The organism is Phytohabitans flavus (assembly GCF_011764545.1).
In the GTDB taxonomy this organism is placed as follows: Bacteria; Actinomycetota; Actinomycetes; order Mycobacteriales; family Micromonosporaceae; genus Phytohabitans; species Phytohabitans flavus.
The window spans coordinates 6,296,660-6,317,703 of record NZ_AP022870.1 but is presented as its reverse complement, the minus strand read 5'-3'; the positions used below and the strand labels follow the sequence as shown (position 1 = coordinate 6,317,703).

The 21,044-nt window shown below is 70.6% G+C and carries 16 protein-coding genes and 2 pseudogenes; 12 read left to right on the top strand and 6 right to left on the bottom strand.

All coding sequences use genetic code 11. The features are described from left to right. Positions 1 to 83 precede the first annotated feature (83 nt). The 3 genes from ndk to ileS all read left to right on the top strand — a co-directional run bounded on the left by ndk (position 84) and on the right by ileS (position 5,462). Entirely contained in the window at positions 84 to 509 is a 426-nt protein-coding gene (gene ndk / locus Pflav_RS27425) for a nucleoside-diphosphate kinase (protein WP_173039337.1), read from the top strand. A gap of 92 nt (positions 510 to 601) precedes the next feature. Beyond that, positions 602 to 2,119: an alkaline phosphatase D family protein gene (locus Pflav_RS27420; protein WP_173039335.1), complete on the top strand. Its 1,518-nt coding sequence runs from the start codon at positions 602 to 604 to the stop codon at positions 2,117 to 2,119. 232 nt (positions 2,120 to 2,351) lie between these two features. Continuing rightward, the gene (gene ileS, locus Pflav_RS27415; protein ID WP_173039333.1) at positions 2,352 to 5,462 is read left to right on the top strand and encodes an isoleucine--tRNA ligase; all 3,111 of its coding nucleotides are present in this window, start codon (positions 2,352 to 2,354) and stop codon (positions 5,460 to 5,462) included. Between the two features lie 2 nt (positions 5,463 to 5,464). Here ileS and Pflav_RS27410 read toward each other — a convergent pair whose 3' ends face one another. Next, on the bottom strand, positions 5,465 to 5,773 hold the full coding sequence (locus Pflav_RS27410; protein ID WP_173039331.1) for a hypothetical protein: 309 nt from the start codon (positions 5,771 to 5,773) through the stop codon (positions 5,465 to 5,467). 103 nt (positions 5,774 to 5,876) lie between these two features. On the opposite strand from Pflav_RS27410, the gene Pflav_RS27405 reads away from it, so the two are divergent. Next, positions 5,877 to 6,464: a TetR/AcrR family transcriptional regulator gene (locus Pflav_RS27405; protein WP_197938768.1), complete on the top strand. Its 588-nt coding sequence runs from the start codon at positions 5,877 to 5,879 to the stop codon at positions 6,462 to 6,464. A gap of 79 nt (positions 6,465 to 6,543) precedes the next feature. On the opposite strand, the gene Pflav_RS27400 is transcribed toward Pflav_RS27405, so the two are convergent. From Pflav_RS27400 to Pflav_RS27390, 3 genes are all read right to left on the bottom strand, one after another. Continuing rightward, a complete protein-coding gene (locus Pflav_RS27400) occupies positions 6,544 to 7,992 on the bottom strand; it encodes a cryptochrome/photolyase family protein (RefSeq protein ID WP_173039328.1) in 1,449 nt (482 codons plus the stop codon). Positions 7,993 to 8,069: 77 nt separating this feature from the next. Continuing rightward, a complete protein-coding gene (locus tag Pflav_RS27395) occupies positions 8,070 to 8,597 on the bottom strand; it encodes a hypothetical protein (protein ID WP_232071976.1) in 528 nt (175 codons plus the stop codon). Continuing rightward, the gene (locus Pflav_RS27390) at positions 8,582 to 9,241 is read right to left on the bottom strand and encodes a hypothetical protein (RefSeq protein WP_173039327.1); all 660 of its coding nucleotides are present in this window, start codon (positions 9,239 to 9,241) and stop codon (positions 8,582 to 8,584) included. Before Pflav_RS27390 ends, Pflav_RS27395 begins: the two co-directional genes overlap by 16 nt. A gap of 123 nt (positions 9,242 to 9,364) precedes the next feature. On the opposite strand from Pflav_RS27390, the pseudogene Pflav_RS27385 reads away from it, so the two are divergent. The 8 genes and pseudogenes from Pflav_RS27385 to Pflav_RS27350 all read left to right on the top strand — a co-directional run bounded on the left by Pflav_RS27385 (position 9,365) and on the right by Pflav_RS27350 (position 18,284). Then, positions 9,365 to 11,298 (top strand): annotated as a pseudogene (locus Pflav_RS27385) (TIGR03960 family B12-binding radical SAM protein). A 79-nt stretch (positions 11,299 to 11,377) separates the two neighbouring features. Then, on the top strand, positions 11,378 to 12,115 hold the full coding sequence (locus tag Pflav_RS27380) for a TIGR03936 family radical SAM-associated protein (protein WP_173039326.1): 738 nt from the start codon (positions 11,378 to 11,380) through the stop codon (positions 12,113 to 12,115). Between the two features lie 134 nt (positions 12,116 to 12,249). After that, a complete protein-coding gene (locus Pflav_RS27375; protein ID WP_173039325.1) occupies positions 12,250 to 15,027 on the top strand; it encodes an Rne/Rng family ribonuclease in 2,778 nt (925 codons plus the stop codon). A 10-nt stretch (positions 15,028 to 15,037) separates the two neighbouring features. Beyond that, the gene (locus Pflav_RS27370; protein ID WP_173039324.1) at positions 15,038 to 15,577 is read left to right on the top strand and encodes a hypothetical protein; all 540 of its coding nucleotides are present in this window, start codon (positions 15,038 to 15,040) and stop codon (positions 15,575 to 15,577) included. Between the two features lie 121 nt (positions 15,578 to 15,698). After that, a complete protein-coding gene (gene rplU, locus Pflav_RS27365; protein ID WP_173039323.1) occupies positions 15,699 to 16,013 on the top strand; it encodes a 50S ribosomal protein L21 in 315 nt (104 codons plus the stop codon). 12 nt (positions 16,014 to 16,025) lie between these two features. After that, a complete protein-coding gene (gene rpmA, locus Pflav_RS27360) occupies positions 16,026 to 16,283 on the top strand; it encodes a 50S ribosomal protein L27 (protein ID WP_173039322.1) in 258 nt (85 codons plus the stop codon). Positions 16,284 to 16,351: 68 nt separating this feature from the next. Beyond that, positions 16,352 to 17,811: pseudogene (gene obgE, locus Pflav_RS27355) on the top strand (GTPase ObgE). Positions 17,812 to 17,873: 62 nt separating this feature from the next. Further along, positions 17,874 to 18,284, top strand: a complete 411-nt coding sequence (locus Pflav_RS27350; protein WP_173039320.1) for a GNAT family N-acetyltransferase — start codon at positions 17,874 to 17,876, stop codon at positions 18,282 to 18,284. A 74-nt stretch (positions 18,285 to 18,358) separates the two neighbouring features. On the opposite strand, the gene Pflav_RS27345 is transcribed toward Pflav_RS27350, so the two are convergent. Next, positions 18,359 to 19,999 (bottom strand): MFS transporter, encoded by a 1,641-nt coding sequence (locus tag Pflav_RS27345; RefSeq protein ID WP_173039318.1) that lies wholly within the window; start codon positions 19,997 to 19,999, stop codon positions 18,359 to 18,361. A 49-nt stretch (positions 20,000 to 20,048) separates the two neighbouring features. Next, positions 20,049 to 21,026 carry a tryptophan--tRNA ligase gene (gene trpS, locus Pflav_RS27340; RefSeq protein WP_173039316.1) on the bottom strand — a complete coding sequence of 326 codons (978 nt, stop codon included), beginning with the start codon at positions 21,024 to 21,026 and terminating at the stop codon, positions 20,049 to 20,051. Between the last annotated feature and the right edge of the window lie 18 nt (positions 21,027 to 21,044).

Sequence of the window (21,044 nt, the reverse complement as noted above, 5' to 3'; positions counted from 1 at the left end):
CCCGCCAGGCTAGGCGGCGACGGCCAGTAATGGGAAGCCCGATAGTCTGGTGCCGTCCGTCCGTCCCTCGCCCTGGAGGAAGTGTGTCAACGAGCACCCCGGCCGAACGTACGTTGGTCCTGATCAAGCCGGATGCCCTCCGGCGGGGCCTGCTCGGGGAGATCCTCCGCCGGTTCGAGCGCAAGGGCCTGGCGATCGAGGCGCTGGTGCTGCGCGGCATGGACGCCGCGCTGGCCGACCAGCATTACGCCGAGCACGTCGACAAGGCGTTCTACCCGCCGCTGAAGGAGTTCATGACCAGCGGTTCGATGGTGGCCGCGGTCCTCTCCGGCGACCAGGCGATCGAGGTCGTGCGCACGCTGGTCGGCACGACCGACGGGCGTAAGGCCGCCGCCGGTACGATCCGCGGCGATCTCGCACTGTCCAACAGGGAAAACCTCGTGCACGCCTCCGACTCGCCGGACAGCGCCAAGCGCGAGATCGGGCTCTGGTTCCCCGATCTCGTCTAGCACCGCAAAGCCGTGCCACCTTCACCCGTACGGGTGAACGGTGGTCACCGGGGTGTTGCGCCATGGTCATGTCCGGCCATTAGGCAGGGCATATGGATAGACGAAGTGTGTTGCGCGGCGGGCTGGTCACCGGGGCCGGGCTCGCCGCCGTACCCCTGCTCGGATCTGGTGCTTCGGCCGCGTGGCGGCCGAGCGGACGGCCGGTGCTCACGCACGGTGTGCAGAGCGGCGAGGCGACCGCGGAGACCGCGGTCGTCTGGACCCGCGCGGACCGCGCGTCCCGGATGCTCGTCGAGGTCAGCCGCCGTCCCGATTTCCGCGGTGCCCGCGTCCTTCGCGGGCCGCTGCTCGGCCCGGACAGCGACTTCACCGGCAAGGTCCGCCTGCGCGGCCTTCCCGCCGGCGAGCGCCTGCACTACCGGGTACGGGCGGAGAGCCTCGACCGCCACGGCCTGAACAGCCAGCCGCTGGTGGGTTCGCTGCGGACCGCGCCCCGCAAGGGCGGCGTGCGGTTCGTGTGGACCGGTGACATCGCCGGCCAGGGCTGGGGCATCGCCCCCGACCTCGGCGGCATGAAGATCTTCCGGGCGATGCGGGCGGCCCGGCCGGACTTCTTCCTTTGCAGCGGCGACACCGTGTACGCGGATGGTCCGCTCGCGGAGACCGTGACGCTGCCGGACGGGCGGATCTGGCGCAACATCGTCACGCCGGAGAAGGCGAAGGTGGCCGAGACGCTCGCCGAGTACCGGGGCCAGTTCTCGTACAACTTGCTGGACGATCACCTGCGCGCGTTCGCCGCCGAGGTGCCTCAGGTGAACCAGTGGGACGACCACGAGGTGACCAACAACTGGTACCCGGGTGAGGTGCTGACGGACACCCGTTACACCGAGCGGCGGGTGGACGTGCTGGCCGGCCGGGCCCGCCAGGCGTTCCACGAGTGGCTGCCGACCGGCAGCGACCGGGTCTACCGCAAGCTGTCGTACGGGCCGCGGCTCGACCTGTTCGTGCTGGACATGCGCACGTTCAAGGACGTGAACGACGGCAACACGTACGCCGACCGCCGCCGCGGCCTGCTCGGCGCCGAGCAGCGCGCCTGGCTGATCCACGAGCTGAAGCGCTCCCGGGCGACCTGGAAGGTGATCGCCGCCGACCTGCCGCTCGGCCTGGTGGTGCCGGACGGGGCGACCGCCCAGGAGGGTGTCGCGCAGGGCGACGCCGGCGCGCCGAAGGGCCGCGAGCTTGAGATCGCCGAGGTCCTGAGCGCGGCGCACCGGGCCCGCGTGAAGGGGATCGTGTTCCTGACCGCGGACGTCCACTACACCGCCGCCCACCACTACGACCCGTCCCGGGCCGCGGTGGCGGACTTCACCCCGTTCTGGGAGTTCGTGTCGGGACCGGCGCACGCGGGCGCATTCGGGCCGAACGCGCTGGACGGCACGTTCGGGCCGGAGGCGGTGTTCGTACACGCGCCGCCGGTGGCCAACACCTCCCCAGCCGAGGGCTACCAGCACTTCGGCGAGGTCGTGATCGACGGCGAGACCGGCGCCTTCCGGGTGGACCTCCGGGATGCGGACGGGACCTCGCTGTATAACAAGACGCTGCTCCCGTAGCAGTCGGGTACGCTTGACGGTCGTAAGGCGTTGACCCGGCCATCACCGGTGAGCCTCCGGAAGAACGGGTTTCGGGTGACCGAGCCTCAGTAGAACCGGACGGGTCCGGCCCGTCACAGCCGGCCAACGAGCGGGCGATCCGATCCTGGGTCGCCAAGCGGGGTGGTACCGCGGGCTTCGGCTCGTCCTCGCAGTGGGCACATGAGCTTTGTGAGCTGCGAGGAGACCTACGGTGTACCCGAAAACCGACCCCAAGGCCGGCGTACCGGCGAGTCCCGACCTGCCCGCGGTCGAGCGTCGCGTGCTTGACCACTGGGCGGCCGACAAGACGTTCCAGACGTCTGTGGACTCCCGGGACGCCGGCCCCAACGGGTCCAACGAGTTCGTGTTCTACGACGGCCCGCCCTTCGCCAACGGGCTGCCGCACTACGGGCACCTCTTCACGGGATACGTGAAGGACGTCGTACCGCGGTACCAGACCATGCGCGGCCGCCGGGTCGAGCGGCGCTTCGGCTGGGACACCCACGGCCTGCCCGCCGAGGTGGAGGCGGAGAAGCAGCTCGGCATCTCCACGAAGGCGGAGATCCTCGACCTCGGCGTGGCCCGGTTCAACGACGTGTGCCGCACGTCCGTGCTGACGTACACGCAGGACTGGGAGCGGTACGTCACCCGCCAGGCGCGCTGGGTCGATTTCGCCAACGACTACAAGACGCTCGACCTGGACTACATGGAAAGCGTCATGTGGGCGTTCAAGACGCTGCATGAGAAGGGCCTTGTCTACGAGGGCTTCCGCGTGCTGGCGTACTGCTGGCGGTGCGAGACGCCGCTGTCCAACACCGAGACGCGGATGGACGACGTCTACCGTGACCGGCAGGACCCGTCGCTCACCGTGTGGTTCACATTGGAGACCGGGGAGAAGGTCGCGGTCTGGACCACCACGCCGTGGACGCTGCCTTCCAACCTGGCAATCGCGGTCGGCCCCGACATCGAGTACGCGGTGCTCGCCGACGACGCCGGGCAGCGGTACATCGTCGGTGCGGCGCGGCTCGCGGCGTACGAGAAGGAGCTCGGCGAGCTCACCCAGGTCGGTGTCGTACGCGGCGCCGAGCTGGTCGGGCGCCGGTACACGCCGCTGTTCGACTTCCTGGCCGACACGCCCAACGCCTTCCAGGTGCTGGGTGCCGACTTCGTGTCCACAGAGGACGGCACCGGGGTCGTGCACATGGCACCCGCGTTCGGCGAGGACGACCAGAACGCGTGCAACGCGGCCGGCATCCCGACCATCGTCACCGTCGACGAGCACACCCGGTTCACCGCGCTCGTCCCGCCGTACCAGGGGGAGCAGGTCTTCGACACCAACAAGCCGATCTCGCGCGAGCTGCGCGAGCGGGGCGTGGTGGTGCGGCAGGAGACCTACACCCACTCATACCCGCACTGCTGGCGCTGCGACACCCCGCTGGTGTACAAGGCGGTGTCGTCGTGGTTCGTGGCGGTGACCACGTTCCGCGACCGGATGGTCGAGCTCAACCAGCAGATCAACTGGACGCCGGCGCACGTGAAGGACGGCTCGTTCGGCAAATGGCTGGCCGGTGCCCGGGACTGGTCGATCTCCCGCAACCGTTTCTGGGGCTCGCCGATCCCGGTGTGGAAGTCGGACGACCCGGCGTACCCCCGGGTCGACGTCTACGGGTCGCTCGAGGCGCTGGAGGCCGACTTCGGCGTCAAGGTGACCGACCTGCACCGGCCCGTCATCGACGAGCTGGTGCGGCCGAACCCCGACGACCCGACCGGGCGCTCGATGATGCGGCGGGTGCCGGAGGTGCTCGACTGCTGGTTCGAGTCCGGCTCGATGCCATTCGCCCAGGTGCACTACCCGTTCGAAAACCGTGAGTGGTTCGAAGACCACTACCCGGGCGACTTCATCGTCGAGTACATCGGGCAGACGCGGGGCTGGTTCTACACCATGCACGTGCTGGCGACCGCGCTGTTCGACCGGCCGGCGTTCCGCAACTGCCTGAGCCACGGCATCCTGCTCGGCGAAGACGGCCGGAAGATGTCCAAGAGCCTGCGCAACTACCCGGACGTGTATGGCGTCTTCGACTCGCACGGCTCCGACGCGATGCGGTGGATGCTGATGTCGTCGCCGGTGCTGCGCGGCGGGGACATGCCGGTGACCGAGAGCGCGATCCGGGACGCCGTACGCCAGGTGCTGCTTCCACTGTGGAACGTCTGGTACTTCTTCTCGCTGTACGCCAACGCGTCGTCGTACTCCGCCACTCGCCGGACGGATAGTGACCATTTGCTCGACCGGTACGTCCTGGCGAAGACCGGCGAGCTGGTGTCCACAGTGCAGCGGCAGATGGACGAGTACGACATCTCCGGTGCGTGCGCGTCGGTCCGGTCGTACCTGGACGCGCTGACGAACTGGTACGTACGGCGGTCGCGGGACCGGTTCTGGAGCGGTGACAGCGACGCGTTCGACACGCTGTACACGGTGCTGGAGACGCTCAGCCAGGTGGTGGCGCCGCTGGCGCCGCTGACCGCGGAGGAGATCTGGCGCGGGCTGACCGGTGGGCGCTCGGTGCACCTGACCGACTGGCCGGACGCGGCGCAGTTCCCCGCCGACCACGACCTCGTCGCCGCGATGGACGCGGTGCGGGGCGTCAGCTCGGCGGCACTGTCGCTGCGCAAGGCGCGTGGGCTGCGGGTGCGGCTGCCGCTGCCCCAGCTGACCGTGGCGACGCCGGCCGCGGACGAGCTGCGCCCCTTCGGCGACCTTGTCGCGGACGAGGTCAACGTCAAGTCGGTGGACTTCACCGGCGACCTGTCGTCGTACTGCGAGCAGGTGCTGACCGTCGTACCCCGGGCGCTCGGCCCGCGCGTCGGCGGCGCGGTCCAGCAGGTGATCAGGGCGGTCAAGGCGGGGGAGTGGACACTGGTGGACGGCCGCCCGGTCGCCGCTGGCGTGGCTCTGCAAGACGGCGAGTACGAGCTGAAGCTCGTCGCGGCCGATGCCGAGCACTCGGCGCCGCTGCCCGGCGGTGAGGGCGTGGTCGTACTCGACACCACCGTCACGCCCGAGCTGGCGGCGGAGGGCCTGGCCCGCGACGTGATCCGCGTCGTACAGCAGGCCCGCCGCGACGCCCAGCTCGACGTGAGCGACCGGGTGACCGTCTCGCTCGGCGCCTCGCCCGAGGTGGTCGCCGCGGTGGAGACACACCGCGCCTTCGTGTCGGCCGAGGTGCTCGCCACCGATTTGCGCTTCGATCCGGCGGCGGCCGGCTTCGAGGGCGAGGTCGGCGACGGCGAGCGGGTCGTCGTCTCGGTCACGCCGGTGCGATGAACTTAGGACGTGGCGGTGCGCTTGCCCCAGGGGTTGGCGCGCCGCCACGTTCGCGTGTGGATGAGGCCGACGGCCAGCACACCCACGGCGGCGGCCGCGTATCCGGGGAAGGGGTGGTCGCCGACGTCGGCGAAGCTCCAGGCCACAGCCGCGATGATGAACGCGAACCAGCCGACCGCGACCGCGATCGCGGGTGAGTCGCGGAAGGGTGCCGGATGGTGGCCGTCGCCGGTGCTGCCCATGACGTAGTAGGGAAGGCCGTTGCCGGCGAAGAAGCCCGCGACGAAGGCCAGGCCGATGGTGAGCAACATGAGGGACCCCCGTGGGGCTAGAATCGGACTCGTGACTCCGGTTAAACGATACGGAGCGGCGACTCCGGATGTCAACGGTGCCGACTCGGCGCCGCGTGCTTCCGTGACCGCCGCGAGTGACAGGCCGCCGCGCGCTTCCGTGAGCGCCGCCGGCGATCGGCCGCTGCGGGCGGACGCCCGGCGCAACCGTGCCCGGGTGCTCGACGCGGCGGACGAGATCTTCGCGACCAAGGGCGTGGGCGCCTCGACCGAGGAGGTCGCCAAGCGGGCCGGCGTGGGCGTCGGCACGGTGTTCCGGCACTTCCCGACCAAGGAGGCGCTGCTGGAGGCGGTGCTGGTGGCGCGCTTCGGGCGGCTGGCCGAGGAGGCCCGCGGCCTGGTTGGCGCGGACGACGCCGGCGCGGCCTTCTTCGGCTTCCTCGCCGCGGTCGTGGACCAGAGCGCGTCGAAGAACGCGTTCGCCGGTGCGCTCGCGCAGGCGGGCGTCGACGTGGAGGCGGCGCTGGGCCGCGCGGGCGCTGAGCTCTGGGAGGCGCTGGGCGTCCTCCTGACCCGCGCCCAAGCGGCCGGCGCGGTCCGGCCGGACGCGCAGGTCGACCAGGTGGTGGCGGTACTGGTAGGCGCCTCTCGCGCGGCTGACTACGCCCCGTCGGCCGTCCCACTCATCCTGGACGGCCTCCGTCCCCGCTGACCCCGCTGTTGATCAGGGACTTCGTGCCCCGACACGCCGCACGCCATGCCCACCAACTCCCTGATCAACAGGCAAGGGGCTAGGGGGCGCAGTCGCCGCGGGCGCGTTCTTGGGTGACGATCTCGTGTACGTCTGGGATTTGGGCTAGTTGTTTCAGGGCTCTTGTCATCCGCACGTTGCCGTGTAGGCGTTCCCTTGCCTGGTGTAGGTAGGCCCAGTAGCCGCCGGTGAAGGGGCAGGCGTCGGCGCCCAGCCGCTGCTTCGGGTCGTACCGGCAGGCGCCGCAGAAGTCGCTCGTGCGGTTGATGTGGGTGCCGCTCACCGCATACGCCTCGGTGGTCACCGACCCGAGCTCGGCGTGGCGGGCCATGCCGACGACGTTGCCGATCATGGCCCACTCCTGGCCGTCGACGAACGCGCGCTGAAACCAGTCGACCATCTCGGTCGGCCGCCAGCCGCGCTGCACCCCGTAGTTGCCGAGCAGGGCCTGCCGCACGGCGTGGTGGGCCCAGCCGCTGTCGCGCACGGCGGCGAGCGCGTTGGAGAGGCAGCGCGCGTGCACCGACTCGGCGTCCAGCTTGGCGAACCACTCTGGGATCGAGCCCTGGCCTGGGCGCTGCGAGCCGGCCGGATAGCCGGCGTCGAGGTACCAGTACAGATGCCACAGGTAGTCGCGCCACCCGATCACCTGGCGGGCGAAGCGCTCCACACTGGACAGCGGCGCGTGGCCGGCCCGGTACTCCTCCTCGGCCTGCCGCACGGCCGGCAGCGGCTCGAGCAGTCCCAGGTTGAACGATGTGGACAGTCCACTGTGGGCGAGCCAGGGGTCGTCGGCGAGCATCTCGTCGGAGCGGCCGAAGTGCGGCAGCCGGTGCACGAGGAAGTGCTGCTGCCGGTCGAGCGCCTCGGCGCGGGTGACCGGAAACTGGCGCGGACCGTCGCGCCCGATGAACTCGACGCCCTCCGCGGCCCACCGGTCGAGGTCGTCGCGGACCTCGGCGTCGATGTCGTCCTCCACCGGCGTGGGCGGCGTCGGCAGCTCGCGCGGGCGCGTGGCGTCGGCGACCCGGACCTGCCAGCGACCGCCGGCCGGCTCGTCGCCGTCCATGAGCACGCGGTGGGCCTGCCGGGCGTGCTGGTAGAAGTCGTCGAGCCGGGCCGCGCCGCGCCGCCGGTCGGCCCAAGTGGCGAAGTCTTCCTGGCTTGTGACGAAGCCGCGCGCCGGGAGCACCGTCACCTTTTCCTGTGCGCGGACGAAGTCGCGGGCCCGCCGCGAGGTCGGATGGCACACCTCGACCACCTCGCCGTACTGCCGAAGCCCCTCGCGGTAGGTCTCCGTCTTGAGGTGCACGGCGTGATCGCCCAGCTCGGCGGCACGGTGGCGGATCGCGGAGAGGACCAGGTGTGCCTTCTGCCGGTGGAACGCGCGACGGCGGAAGACCGCCTTTGACTCGATCAACAGCACCGGTTGGTGCGCCGCGTCGAGGAAGTGCGGCCCCAGCTGGTCAGCGAAGAGCCATCGCCGCATGCCCAGATTCTGCCCTGGAATGCCTGGTCATGGCCATCCGTAACCCCGAATTATCACTGTCGGTTTACGGTCAATTACTAACCGCGACTTACGATAGTCCCCCTGAGTCGTTCCATCAGGGTGGCGCTGTCGTCGACGGAGCGGCGGGTGAAGACGCCGGTGGCGAGGCTCCCGTGGTCGGCCCACCCGCACACGGCAACCGTGGCCTGGCCCTCCTTGCCCACGCCGCAGCGCAGGTACTCACCGCGGGTGCCGGTGTCGATCGACTCCACCTGCCGCAGCCCGTACCGCTCGGTGAGCCGGGTGATCTCCTTTTCCAGGTCGGACTCGGGAGAGAAGCGGAAGCCGGTGGTGCCGAAGAGCATGACCCGCTTGCCGGCGCCGTCCGAATACACCCCGGCGAACGTGTCCTCGGCCAGCACGTGAGCCCCACGCAGGTCGGTCTTCAGCTGCGTGACCACGCGCTTGCTGGCCGCGTCGTCGCGGAGGCTCAGGTCGGAGATCTCGGCCGGCAGCGAGGCGGAGGCCGGGTACTGCTCCCACATCGGCTTGCCGAAGTACGCCGGGCACCCGCAGCAGCAGGCCAGCGTCAGGAAGAGGAACACCCACGGCCACTTGCGCCGGCGCCGGCGCACCGCGACCGGAACGTACCCCTGTGGAGGCTGCCACCCCGGCGGCGGTCCCTGGAGCGGCGGTGGCGGCGGGCCCTTGCGCGACTTCCGCTTCTTCGGCGGCTTGCGCACGTCGGGCAGCGGCTGCCCGACCTGCCGGGCCGGAAGGTGCGCGGGTGGTGGCGGAGGTGGTGGGGCGGCGCCGCCTGGCGGCGCGCCGGAGGAAGGGCGGGCGGCTGCGGGGGTGGTGCCGGTGGGAGCGCCAGCGGCGGCGCGTGCGGCACGTCAAGCAGGGTCCGCGGGTACGGCTGGTCGAGCGGGTCGGCGTCGGCCCAGGGGTCCACGGGCGCGCCGCTCTCGTACGCCCGGCGCTCCTCCTCGGACATCTGCATCGTCGGGTCGCGCGGTGGCGGCGACGGTGCCGGCCCGGGCACCTCGAGGTCGTGTGCGGTGGCCAGCCAGCGCTTGCGCTTCTTCTCCGAAGGCGGCGGAACGGCCGCGGAGCCGGACCAGCGCGGCGGCTCCTTGAGGGTGGGCTTGACGCCGCTCACGCCGTCGTCGTCGGCGGGCGGGGTCACGGCCGTCGGCTCGTCCTCCCGGTGCTCCGGTCGCGTGGGGTCGGGATCCGATCCCGGCATCTTCCCGTGCACTCCCTCCACAGCGGCTCGTGACTCCTCTGAGGCTAGTACCGCCGCACCAGCCCACCGGCGGGCGAGTCCACACGCGTACTCTGGCCAATTGGGTAACCCTATGGAGGATTCGTGAGCGTCCTGTCCGTCTTTCCGCAGCTGGAGCAGTTGCTGCCGCGCATCAGCAAGCCGATCCAGTACGTCGGCGGCGAGCTGGGCGCGGTCGTCAAAGACTGGGACTCGGCGGCCGTGCGTTGGGCGCTGATGTACCCGGACGCGTACGAGGTGGGTCTGCCCAACCAGGGCGTCCAGATCCTGTACGAGGTGCTCAACGAGCTGCCCGACGTGCTGGCCGAGCGCACCTACGCGGTCTGGCCCGACCTCGAGCGGCTGATGCGCGAGCACGGCGTGCCGCAGTTCACTGTCGACGCGCACCGGCCGGTGGGGGCGTTCGACCTGCTCGGCGTCTCGTTCGCGACAGAGCTCGGCTACACAAACCTGCTCACCGCGCTCGACCTGGCCGGCATCCCGCTCCTGGCGCGTGACCGCACGACGGCGCACCCGCTGGTCGTCGCGGGCGGGCACGCGGCGTTCAACCCGGAGCCGATCGCCGACTTCGTCGACGCGGCGGTGCTCGGTGACGGTGAGGAAGCGGTCCTGGAAATCACCGGGATCGTCCGGGCGTGGAAGGCCGAGGGCTGCCCCGGTGGCCGCGACGAGCTGCTGCTGCGCCTGGCCCGCACCGAGAGTGTGTACGTGCCGCGCTTTTACGACGTCGACTACCTGCCGGATGGCCGGATCCAGCGGGTGGTGCCCAATCAGGCAGGTGTGCCCTTCCGGGTGCACAAGCGTACGACGATGAACCTCGACGAGTGGCCGTACCCGAAGAAGCCGCTGGTCCCGCTCGCCGAGACGGTGCACGAGCGGTACGCGGTGGAGATCTTCCGGGGCTGCACGCGCGGCTGCCGCTTCTGCCAGGCCGGCATGATCACCCGCCCGGTGCGGGAGCGGTCGATCACGACGGTCGGGCAGATGGTCAAGGAAGGGCTGGAGTTTTCCGGCTTCTCCGAGGTGGGGCTGCTCTCGCTCTCCTCGGCCGACCACTCCGAGATCGGGGATATCTGCTCCGGCCTCGCCGGCCAGTACGAAGGCACCAACGTCTCGCTCTCACTCCCTCGACCCGGGTCGACGCGTTCAACATCACGCTGGCCCAGGAGCTGTCCCGCAACGGGCGGCGCACCGGGCTCACGTTCGCGCCTGAGGGCGGCTCGGAGCGGATCCGCAAGGTGATCAACAAAATGGTGTCGGAGGAGGACCTCATCCGCACCGTCGTCACCGCGTACAGCAACGGCTGGCGCCAGGTGAAGCTCTACTTCATGTGCGGCCTGCCCACCGAGACCGACGAGGACGTGCTCCAGATCGCCCGCCTCGCGCACGAGGTCATCCGGGCCGGACGGGCGGCCACGGGCTCCAAGGACATCCGCTGCACGGTGTCGATCGGCGGGTTCGTACCCAAGCCGCACACGCCGTTCCAGTGGGCTTCCATGTGCTCGCCGGAGGTTATCGACGGCCGGCTGCGAAAGCTGAAGGCCGAGATCAACTCCGAGCGGTCGCTCGGCCGGGCGATCGGTTTCCGCTACCACGACGGCGAGCCCTCACTTATCGAAGGGCTGCTCTCCCGCGGTGACCGCCGTGTCGGCGCGGTGATCCGCCGCGTCTGGGAAGAGGGTGGCCGCTTCGACGGGTGGAGCGAGCACTTCTCGTACCAGCGGTGGGTGGACGCCGCCGTGGCGGTCCTGCCGGCGTACGGCGTCGACCTCGACTGGTACACGACCCGCGAGCGGGAGCAGGCCGAGGTCCTGCCCTGGGACCACCTCGACTCCGGCCTCGACAAGGACTGGCTCTGGCAGGACTGGCAGGACTCGCGCTCGGAGTACGAGCAGGATGACTGCCGCTGGACCCCGTGCTTCGACTGTGGCGTCTGCCCGTCGATGGACACGGAGATCCAGATCGGCCCCACCGGGCGCAAGCTGCTGCCACTGACGCCGGTCGCCTCCGCGCGCTGACCCTGCGAGAGCAGCGCCGACCTGACAGGAGCTAGACGATCAGCAAGAAACCACAGCCGGAGGGGGCCAGGCGCCGGTCGTGCAGCGGATCCGGATCCGGTACGCCAAGCGTGGTCCGCTCCGGTTCACCTCGCATCGCGACTTCGCCCGCGCCTTCGAGCGGGCTGTACGCCGGGCCGGAGTGCCGATCGCCTTCTCGCAGGGCTTCACCCCGCACCCCAAGATTTCGTACGCCTCGGCGGCGCCGACCGGGGTGGCCAGCGAGGCGGAGTACCTGGAGATCGGCCTCCAGGCCACGGCCGACCCAGCGGTGGTCCGCGCGTCGCTCGACGAGGCCCTCTCACCCGGCCTGGATGTGCTGGACGCGGTCGAGGCGCGGGCCGGTACCAGCCTGCCCGACCGGATCGACGCCTCCTCGTGGCGGATCGAGCTTTCCGGCGTCGAGCCCGAGACGCTGGAGAAGGCGGTGGCCGCTTTCACAGCCGCCGAGGAGGTGCTCGTGGAGCGCCTCACGAAGCAGGGCCGGCGTACGTTCGACACGCGGAACGCAGTGGCCGCCATCTCTGTGATCTCTGAGTCCGCGGCACCTAGCGAGGTCACGGGCGTACCGTGTGCGATACTCGACCTAGTCGTACGGCAGGTCACCCCGTCCGTACGGCCCGATGACGTTCTTGCCGGCCTTCGCGTGGTGGCCGACCTGGAGCCGCCGGTGCCCGCTCGGGCGACCCGGCTGGCGCAGGGCACGCTGACCGCGCAGGGGGCGATCGTCGATCCGTTGGAGGCGGATCGCGACGGGATACCCATCGGTGAACGCTAGCCGGTCTCCGGCCAGCGCTCAGAAGGCAGACTTCGGTGGCCAGCCCTCCTGGGCGAGCCGCCGGAAACACTTTGCGGCGACCCTGCGTGGCAGCGCTCACCCGCGCCCGGGGCCGCCAGAACTGGAGAACGCCCATGCTCGACAACGAGCCAGAGGGCGGTGACCGGACCGGTTCCGAGCCGGCCGGCGATACCGCCGAAAGCATCATCCCCGTCAAGCGCGTCCGGACCCGGCGCAAGGTCGCCGAGCCGGCCGAGCCGTCCGAGGCGAGTGCGGAGGCTGCCGCACCGACCACGCCGACCCGGAGGCGACGCAAGGTCGTCCCGCCGGACGAATCGGGCACGACGCCGGAAATCGCCGCGGAAGCCGCGCCGGTCGTGGCGGAGCCTGCCCCCGTCAAGGTCACGCGTACCAGGCGAAAGAAGGCGGCCGCGGCTACCGAACCGTTGGCCGAGCCGGTCACCGAGGCGGTGGTGACCGAGCCGGCGACCGTCGAGGAGCCTGCCGACCAGCCCGTCACCGAGCCCGTCGAGGAGCCGCCGACGAGCCGGCGCCGCCGGGCCGCGCTGTCGGCCCCGACCGTGCTCTTCATGGCACCGGAGGCCGAGGAAGAACCGCCGGCCAGGGCCGCCCGTAAGGCACGCGCGGAAGTCGCCGTGGAGCCGGTGGTCGAGCCCGAGGCCGTCCCGGCGGCGGGCACCGAAGACGAAGAAGAGGCCGCCGAGACGGTCGAGCCCGCGCGCCGGCGGCGCCGCGGACGGCGTACCACCGAAATCGCGGAAGCGGAGCCGGAGGTCCTCCCGGAGATCACCGCGGTGGAGGCTGAAGAGGCCGAAGAGGACGAGGAAGACGAAGAGGACGAAGAGGACGAGGAAGGCCTCGGTCGCCGGCGGCGGCGCCGTGGCCGCCGCGGCCGGGGCCGCGGGCGGGGGACCGCCGAGGACGAGGCCGAAGAGGAAGAGGTCGCGGCCGAGGCGGCCGAAGAGGAAGAGGAAGACGAGGACGGCGAGCCGCTGACCCGCCGGCGCCGCCGCCGGCGGCGCAAGGGCGCCAGCGACGTCGAGGCCGGCGCCGACGACGGCGTGCCGACGGTCGTCAAGATCCGTGAGCCGCGGCGCGGCACCGACGAGGTGCAGGGCGTCTCCGGCTCGACCCGCCTCGAGGCCAAGCGCCAGCGCCGCCGCGACGGCCGCGAGCAGCGCCGCACCCGACCGCCGATCTTGAGTGAGTCGGAGTTCCTGGCCCGCCGCGAGGCGGTCGACCGGGTGATGGTCGTGCGCCAGCGCGGCGACCGCACGCAGATCGCGGTGCTGGAAGACGGCGTGCTTGTCGAGCACTACGTGACCCGCGCCTCTGCCGGCACCATGGCCGGCAACGTGTACCTCGGCAAGGTGCAGAACGTCCTGCCCAGCATGGAGGCGGCCTTCGTCGACGTGGGGCGCGGCCGCAACGCCGTGCTGTACGCCGGCGAGGTCAACTGGGACGCCACCGGCCTGGAGGGGCGCGCTCGCTCGATCGAGCAGGCCCTCAAGTCCGGCGACTCGGTGCTCGTGCAGGTCACCAAGGATCCGATCGGCCACAAGGGCGCGCGGCTCACCAGCCACATCGCCCTTTCCGGGCGGCACCTTGTGTACGTGCCGCACGGCAACGCCTCCGGCATCAGCCGCAAGCTTCCGGACAACGAGCGCAAGCGCCTGCGCGACGTGCTGAAGAAGCTCGTACCGGACGGCGCCGGCGTGATCGTGCGTACCGCCGCCGAGGGCGCCAGCGAGGACGAGCTGGCCCGCGACGTCAAGCGGCTCCAGGCGCAGTGGGAGGACATCCAGGCGCGGGCCGCCGAGGGTGGCGCCCCGGCGCTGCTCTACGAGGAGCCCGACCTCGTCATCCGGGTCGTCCGTGACCTGTTCAACGAAGACTTCCGCGAACTCGTGGTGCAGGGCGACGGCGCGTACGACATGGTCGAGTCGTACCTCCAGCACGTGTCGCCTGACCTGGTGGAGCGGCTGCGGCGGCACGCCGGCGCGGTCGACGTCTTCGCCGAGAAGAGGATCGACGAGCAGATCCTCAAGGGCCTGGACCGGAAGGTCTTCCTGCCCTCCGGCGGGCACCTGGTGATCGACCGCACCGAGGCGATGACGGTCATCGACGTCAACACCGGTAAGTACACCGGCGCGGGCGGCAACCTCGAGGAGACCGTCACCCGAAACAACCTCGAGGCCGCCGAGGAGATCGTGCGCCAGCTGCGGCTGCGCGACCTGGGCGGCATCGTGGTGATCGACTTCATCGACATGGTGCTGGAGTCCAACCGCGAACTCGTGCTGCGCCGCCTCACCGAGTGTCTGGGGCGCGACCGCACCAAGCACCAGGTCACCGAGATCACCTCACTCGGCCTCGTGCAGATGACCCGCAAGCGGATCGGCGCGGGGCTCCTGGAGGCGTTCAGCGAGACCTGCGAGGTCTGCAAGGGCCGTGGCGTGATCATCCACACCGAGCCGGTGCCGGCCAAGGGTACGGCCGGCGGGGCAGCCCCGGTCTCCTCGGCCGGAGCGGGCGACAAGGTCAAGGCCGTCGCGGCGGCGACGCGGACGGAGACCCCGGCCAACGGCTCGTCGGGTGTCATCAGCGGCCGGCGCCGGGGCCGCAAGGGCGCCGCGACCTCCGTCTCGGCTGAGCCGGTGGAGGCGGCGCCGGCCTTCGACGAGGACGAGACGATGGGGTACGACCTGTCGCGTTACGAGAACGCGATGGAGGACGACCCGGTCGTGGCGGACGCCGTCGAGCCGATGCGCCTGGCCAGCCCGGACGACCCGGACGGGATCGACGAGGACGAAGAGGGCGACGAGGCGGCAGCCGGGACGGCGGGCCGGCGGCGGACTCGGCGCGGTGGTGCTCGGCGGCGTACGCGCCCGTAGGCTCTGCCCCATGAATCGATCTCCTCTGCTGGTGGTCGTTGTCGCGCTTGTGCTCGCGGGGGCGGGGTGTTCGGCCGACCGGCCGGCCGCCTCGCCTTCCGCCTCGTCGGGCACGTCCGTGGCGCCCGATACGACCTCCGGTCCGGCCGGCCAACCCGGTACGGCTGACCCATCCGGTGCGGCTGTCCCACCGGGGACGGCGGAGACCGCGCCGGCTGGCGGCAACGCCAAGCAGGTGTGCGCGGACGCGGTGGCGGCTGGCGAGAAGGGCGTGGCCACGTTCCTGGCCGAGCTTGGCAACATGCTCGCCGCGACCGGGAAGGGCGACGGCAAGGCCGAGTACGAGGCCCGGCAGAAGGCCGAGGCCGCGCTCGCCACGTGGTCCCAGGCGATGAAGGACCAGGCGGCCAAGGCCACCGACGGGCGGCTGCGGACCGTGCTGACCGAGATCGGCAACGAGGTCGGCAAGATGCGCGCCGACCTCGACACCGTGGACAGCGCCAAGCTGGACCAGCTCCAGCAGCGTCTCGACACGTTGTGCGCGGCGTAACCGCCCACCGCCGATTTGGCGGGGTGCCGGGACGTGGCGTATTCTTTCCTGTGGCGCACGTTCGGTGCGCCAGGTTTTTGTGCCCGTAAACATCCGCTTAGCGACAGGGAGTCCGCGTCCGATGTACGCGATCGTCAAGACCGGCGGCAAGCAGTACAAGGTCGCCGAGGGCGACGTGATCGAGGTCGAGAAGCTCGTCGGCGAGCCCGGCGATGCGGTGACGCTCCCCGCAGTGCTCCTCGTCGACGGTGACGACCTGGTCACCGACGCGGCAAAGCTGGCGGAGGTCTCGGTCTCCGCCGAGATCGCCGCACACACCAAGGGCCCGAAGATCCGGATCCACAAGTTCAAGAACAAGACCGGTTACCACAAGCGCCAGGGGCACCGCCAGCCGCTGACCCAGGTCAAGGTGACCAGCATCTCCAGCGGGAAGTAGGAGCGAGGCGACATGGCTCACAAAAAGGGTGCTTCCAGCTCGCGCAACGGCCGCGACTCGGGGGCAAAGCGCCTGGGCGTGAAGCGGTTCGGCGGGCAGGTCGTCAGCGCGGGCGAGATCATCCTCCGCCAGCGTGGCACCAAGTTCCACCCGGGTGATCTGGTCGGCCGCGGTGGCGACGACACGCTCTTCGCGCTGGCGCCGGGTGCGGTCCAGTTCGGCACCAAGCGCGGGCGCAAGACCGTCAGCATCGTGCCGGCGCAGCAGTAACAGCGTTAGCTTCCGAAGCGGGCCGGGGGTTACCGGCCCGCTTCGCTGTGTTTTGAAAGGATGAGGACGTGGCGACGTTCGTCGACCGGGTCGTGCTGTACCTCCAGGCGGGTGACGGCGGGCACGGTTGCGTCTCCATCCACCGGGAGAAGTTCAAGCCGTTTGGTGGCCCGGACGGCGGCAATGGCGGGCACGGCGGCACCGTGTCGCTGGTCGTCGACCCGCAGGTGCACACGCTGCTCGACTTCCATTTCCGGCCGCACATCAAGGCGGAAAACGGCAAGGGCGGCCAGGGCTCCAACCGCGACGGGGCCAACGGTGGCGACCTGGTGCTGAAGGTGCCGGACGGCACGGTCATACAGACCACGGGTGGCGAGACGATCGCCGACCTGGTGGGCGCCGGCACCACGATCGAGATCGCGCGGGGTGGCCGGGGCGGCCGGGGCAACGCGGCGCTCGCCAGCTCCCGCCGCAAGGCGCCCGGCTTCGCCGAGCTCGGCGAGCCCGGCGACCGGCTCGACGTCGTGCTGGAGCTGAAGAGCGTGGCCGACGTGGGCCTGGTCGGCTTCCCGTCGGCGGGCAAGTCGTCGTTGATCTCCGTGCTCTCCGCGGCCAAGCCCAAGATCGCCGACTACCCGTTCACCACGCTGGTGCCGAACCTTGGCGTCGTGCGGATCGACGACAACACGTTCACCATCGCCGACGTGCCGGGGCTGATCCCGGGTGCGGCGACGGGCAAGGGGCTTGGGCTGGAGTTCCTGCGTCACATCGAGCGCTGCGCCGTACTCGTGCACGTGGTCGACGCCGCCACGCTCGAGCCTGGGCGGGACCCGCTCAGCGACATCGACGCGATCGAGGCGGAGCTTTCCGAGTACGGCGGGCTCGCCGACCGTCCCCGCCTGGTGGTGCTCAACAAGGTCGACGTGCCCGACGCCCGGGACCTGGCCGAGATCACCCGCCCCGACATCGAGGCGCGGGGGCTGGCGGTCTTCGAGGTGAGCACCGCGACCCGTGAGGGGCTCAAGGAGCTGACGTACGCGCTGGCCGACCTGGTGCGGCAGGCCCGCGAGCTGGCACCCGCGCCCGAGCCGACGCGCATCGTGATCCGCCCGCCGGCGGTGGACGACGCCGGGTTCACGATCACCGAGGAGGCTGGGGCGTACGTCGTACGCGGCCCCGGCCCGAGCGGTGGGTGCGGCAGACAAACTTCGACAACGACGAGGCGGTGGGCTTCCTCGCCGACCGGCTGGAGCGGCTCGGCGTCGAGGACGCATTGGCCAAGGCCGGTGCCGAGCCGGGCGATCTGGTGCGGATCGGCGCGCGGGAGTTCGACTGGCATCCGACCGCCGGGGAGTACGCGCAGGGCCCGCGAGGCACCGACGCCCGGCTGGAGGATGGCTCGAGCCGGGCCACCGCGGCCGAGCGGCTCGCCGCGCACCGGGCCCGGCAGCCGCAACGCGACGCGACCAGCGGAGCCGTCATCGAGTTCACCAAATCGACCTCGGAGTCGGACTCCACGGACGAATAGTGTCCGTATCTGGGCCACATGCACGAAACCTGTCGGAAATCGCGTCCGGCTACTTTGGACCGGTGTTGATAGAAGCCCGCCCTATCAGTGATGCCGAGTTGGGCACGCTGATTACGGCATTGCAGCGCGAGCTCCGTGAGGTCGGCGGCGGGCTGGAGTTCACCTATGAAGACGGCGCCCAGCACCTCGTGGGCGTGGTCGACGGGCGGGCCGTGGCCTGCGGCGCACTCCAGACGCTCGACGCGCAGAGCGGTGCTATCAAGCGGATGTACGTGCGACCCGCGTTCCGAGGCCGGGGCATCGCCCGCCAGATGCTGGCCGCCCTGGAGGAGATGGCCCTCGATGCGGGGTATGTGGTGCTCCGGCTGGACGCCGGTGTTTACCTGCCGGCCGCTTTGGCGCTGCTCCGTTCCGCGGGATATGGCCGGACACAGGCGAACGGTTTCGAAAAGCGCATTCTTGTCGCTGCCTGAGCACAGCCGGTATTCGCGGTATTCGTAAAGCGTCGCGCCGCTGGGAATATGAGGCGGTTTCGTTCCGCTCGCTGTCAGCCACCCACCGCGGCCGGTGCGGTGTCCCGCTCACGTCTGCTCAGCCGGCCGCGACCGCGGATGAAGAGGCAGGAGAGCGCCGCCGCCGCGAGGACCGCCAGCGGGAGGATCAGCGTCAGGCGCATCGCATGGGTGAAGCCCTCCCGGAATGCCCTCTCCGCCGCCGCCGCGATGATCTGCCGCGCCTGCTCCGGTAGCCCGGGCGGCAGCGGTACGCCGGTCTGCCCCGCACCCACGTGCAGGCTGCCGGTGTTGGCCTGGGTGAACTCGTTGACGAACTGCTGCCGGTACTGCTCGGGCAGCGTGCTGGCCTCCTCACGCGCGGCCCGCGGCAGCTCCGTCGCGAGCCGGGCCTGGAGCAGTGCGCCGACCGCCGCCGAACCCACCACGCCACCGAGCTGCCGGCTGGTGTTGATCAGGCCCGAGGCGGCGCCGGCCATGGGCGGCGCGATGTTCCGCATCGCGATCGTCTGTAGCGGCGCGAACGTCATGCCGAGGCCGGCGCCGGCGATCAGGAGGCCGGGCAGGAGGGTCCACTGACCGGCGTTGGCGCGGGCCAGCCACACCACCAGCGCCATGCCGGCGGACCAAAGGGTGAGCCCGGTGAACAGGATCCACTTGCCGCCCATCCGGTCGGCCGCACGCCCGGCGAACGGGGCGATGACCATGGCGAGCAGCGACAGCGGGGCCACCGCGATACCAGCCCGCAGCGCGCTCAGCCCGATCACCGACTGGAGGTAGATCACCAGGGGCAGGAAGAGCCCGAGCATGGCGAACGCGATCGCGCCGACCACCCAGTTCATCAGCGAGAAGTTGCGGTCCGAGAAGATCGAGAACGGGACGAGCGGCTCCTTCTTCCGGGTGACGTACTGGTGCACGAAGAAGAGCACCATCAGCAGTACGCCGGCGCCGATCAGCTCCGGGATCGTGATCGGGCCCCACACCTTGCCCCAGTGGTGCGGCTCGCCCTCGATCAGGCCGAACGTGATCAGGAAGAGCCCGGTCGAGGCGAGCAGCGTACCGGTCCAGTCGAGCCGGTGGCGGCGGTTGAGCTTGAGGTTGGGCATCACGATCGCGGCGAGCACGACGGTGACGATGCCGACCGGCACGTTGACGAAGAAGATCCACTCCCAGCCCCAGTCGGTGACCAGGTAGCCGCCGAGTGTGGGGCCGGTGACCGTGGCGACGCCGGCCACGCCACCCCAGACACCGAAGGCGGCGCCGCGCTTCTCCGGTGGGAAGATCACCGTGATCACCGAGAGCGTCTGCGGGGTGAGCAGCGCGCCGCCGACCCCTTGCACGACCCGGGCGGCCACCAGCTGGCCCGAGCTGTTGGCGAACCCGCACGCGGCCGAGGCCAGCGTGAACACCACCAGGCCGACGATGAACAGCTGCTTGGGGCCATACAGGTCGCCGAGGCGGCCGGCGGTGATCAGGAGAACGGCGTAGACCAGCACGTACGCGTTGACGATCCACAGGATCTGGTCAAGCGACGCATTGAGGGCGGCGCTCATGTCCGGGATCGCGATGTTCACGATCGTGGTGTCCAAAAGGATCATGAAGAAGCCGAGGCAGAGCGTCGCGAGTACCAGCCAGGGGCTGTGCCGCAGCTCAGTGCCTTGCTGCCCACCGCTCATGAGTACACACTCCCTCCTCCGCCATGATCTCTACCCGATCGGGGCGATCTCACGCGATCAGGCCCAGCGCCCTCCGCGCCCGGTGGACTGTTTCGGCCGTGACGTCCCGCGCCTGCTCCGCACCGTCGGCGAGCACTCTCCGTACGTACCCAGGATCGCGGGAAAGCTCGGCGAAGCGGGCCTGGACGGGACGGACGGTGCCGATCACCGCCTCGGCGACGGCGCGCTTGAGCGCGCCGTACGAGGCGAAACCGGACGCCAGAGCGGCGGGTGACCCGCCCGTGCAGCCGGCGATGATCTCCAGCAGGTTGGCCACCCCCGGCCTGGTCTCCGGCTCGTAGCTGACCGTGTCACCCGAATCGGTGACTGCCCGCATCACCTTCCGCTCGATCACCTCGGGCGGGTCGAGCAGGAAGAGCGTGCCGGGTGCGCCGCTGGTCTTGCTCATCTTGGCGGTGGGGTCGGACAGGTCCATGACCCGCGCCGCGACCTCGGGGTTCACCGCGCGTGGCACCACGAACGTCTGTCCATAGTGGGTGTTGAACCGGCTGGCAACGTCCCGCGCCAGCTCCACGTGCTGCCGCTGGTCCTCGCCGACCGGTACCTCCGCCGTGTCGTGCAGCAGGATGTCGGCGGCCATCAGCACCGGGTACGTGAGCAGGCTCAGCCGGCTGCCCCGGTTGGACGACCGCTCCTTGAACTGGATCATGCGGTGCGCCTCTCCATAGCGGGTCGCGCACTCCAGCAGAAAATGCAGCTCGGCGTGCTCGGGCACCTGGGACTGCACGTAGAAGAGGCTCCGCTCGGGGTCGACGCCCGCGGCGAGCAGCAGCTGCGCTACCTCGATGGTGAGCCGGCGCAGCTGCGCCGGTTCGTGAGGCACGGTCATCGCGTGCAGGTCGGCCACGAAGGCCACCGGCCGCGTCCGCCGCTGCGCGGCGACGACCGGCCTGATGGCGCCCAGCAGGTTGCCCAGCTGGAGGTGGCCGGTGGGCTTGAAACCGGTGAGGGTCGCGGTTGTCGTCATCTTTGGGCTCCCTTTGGG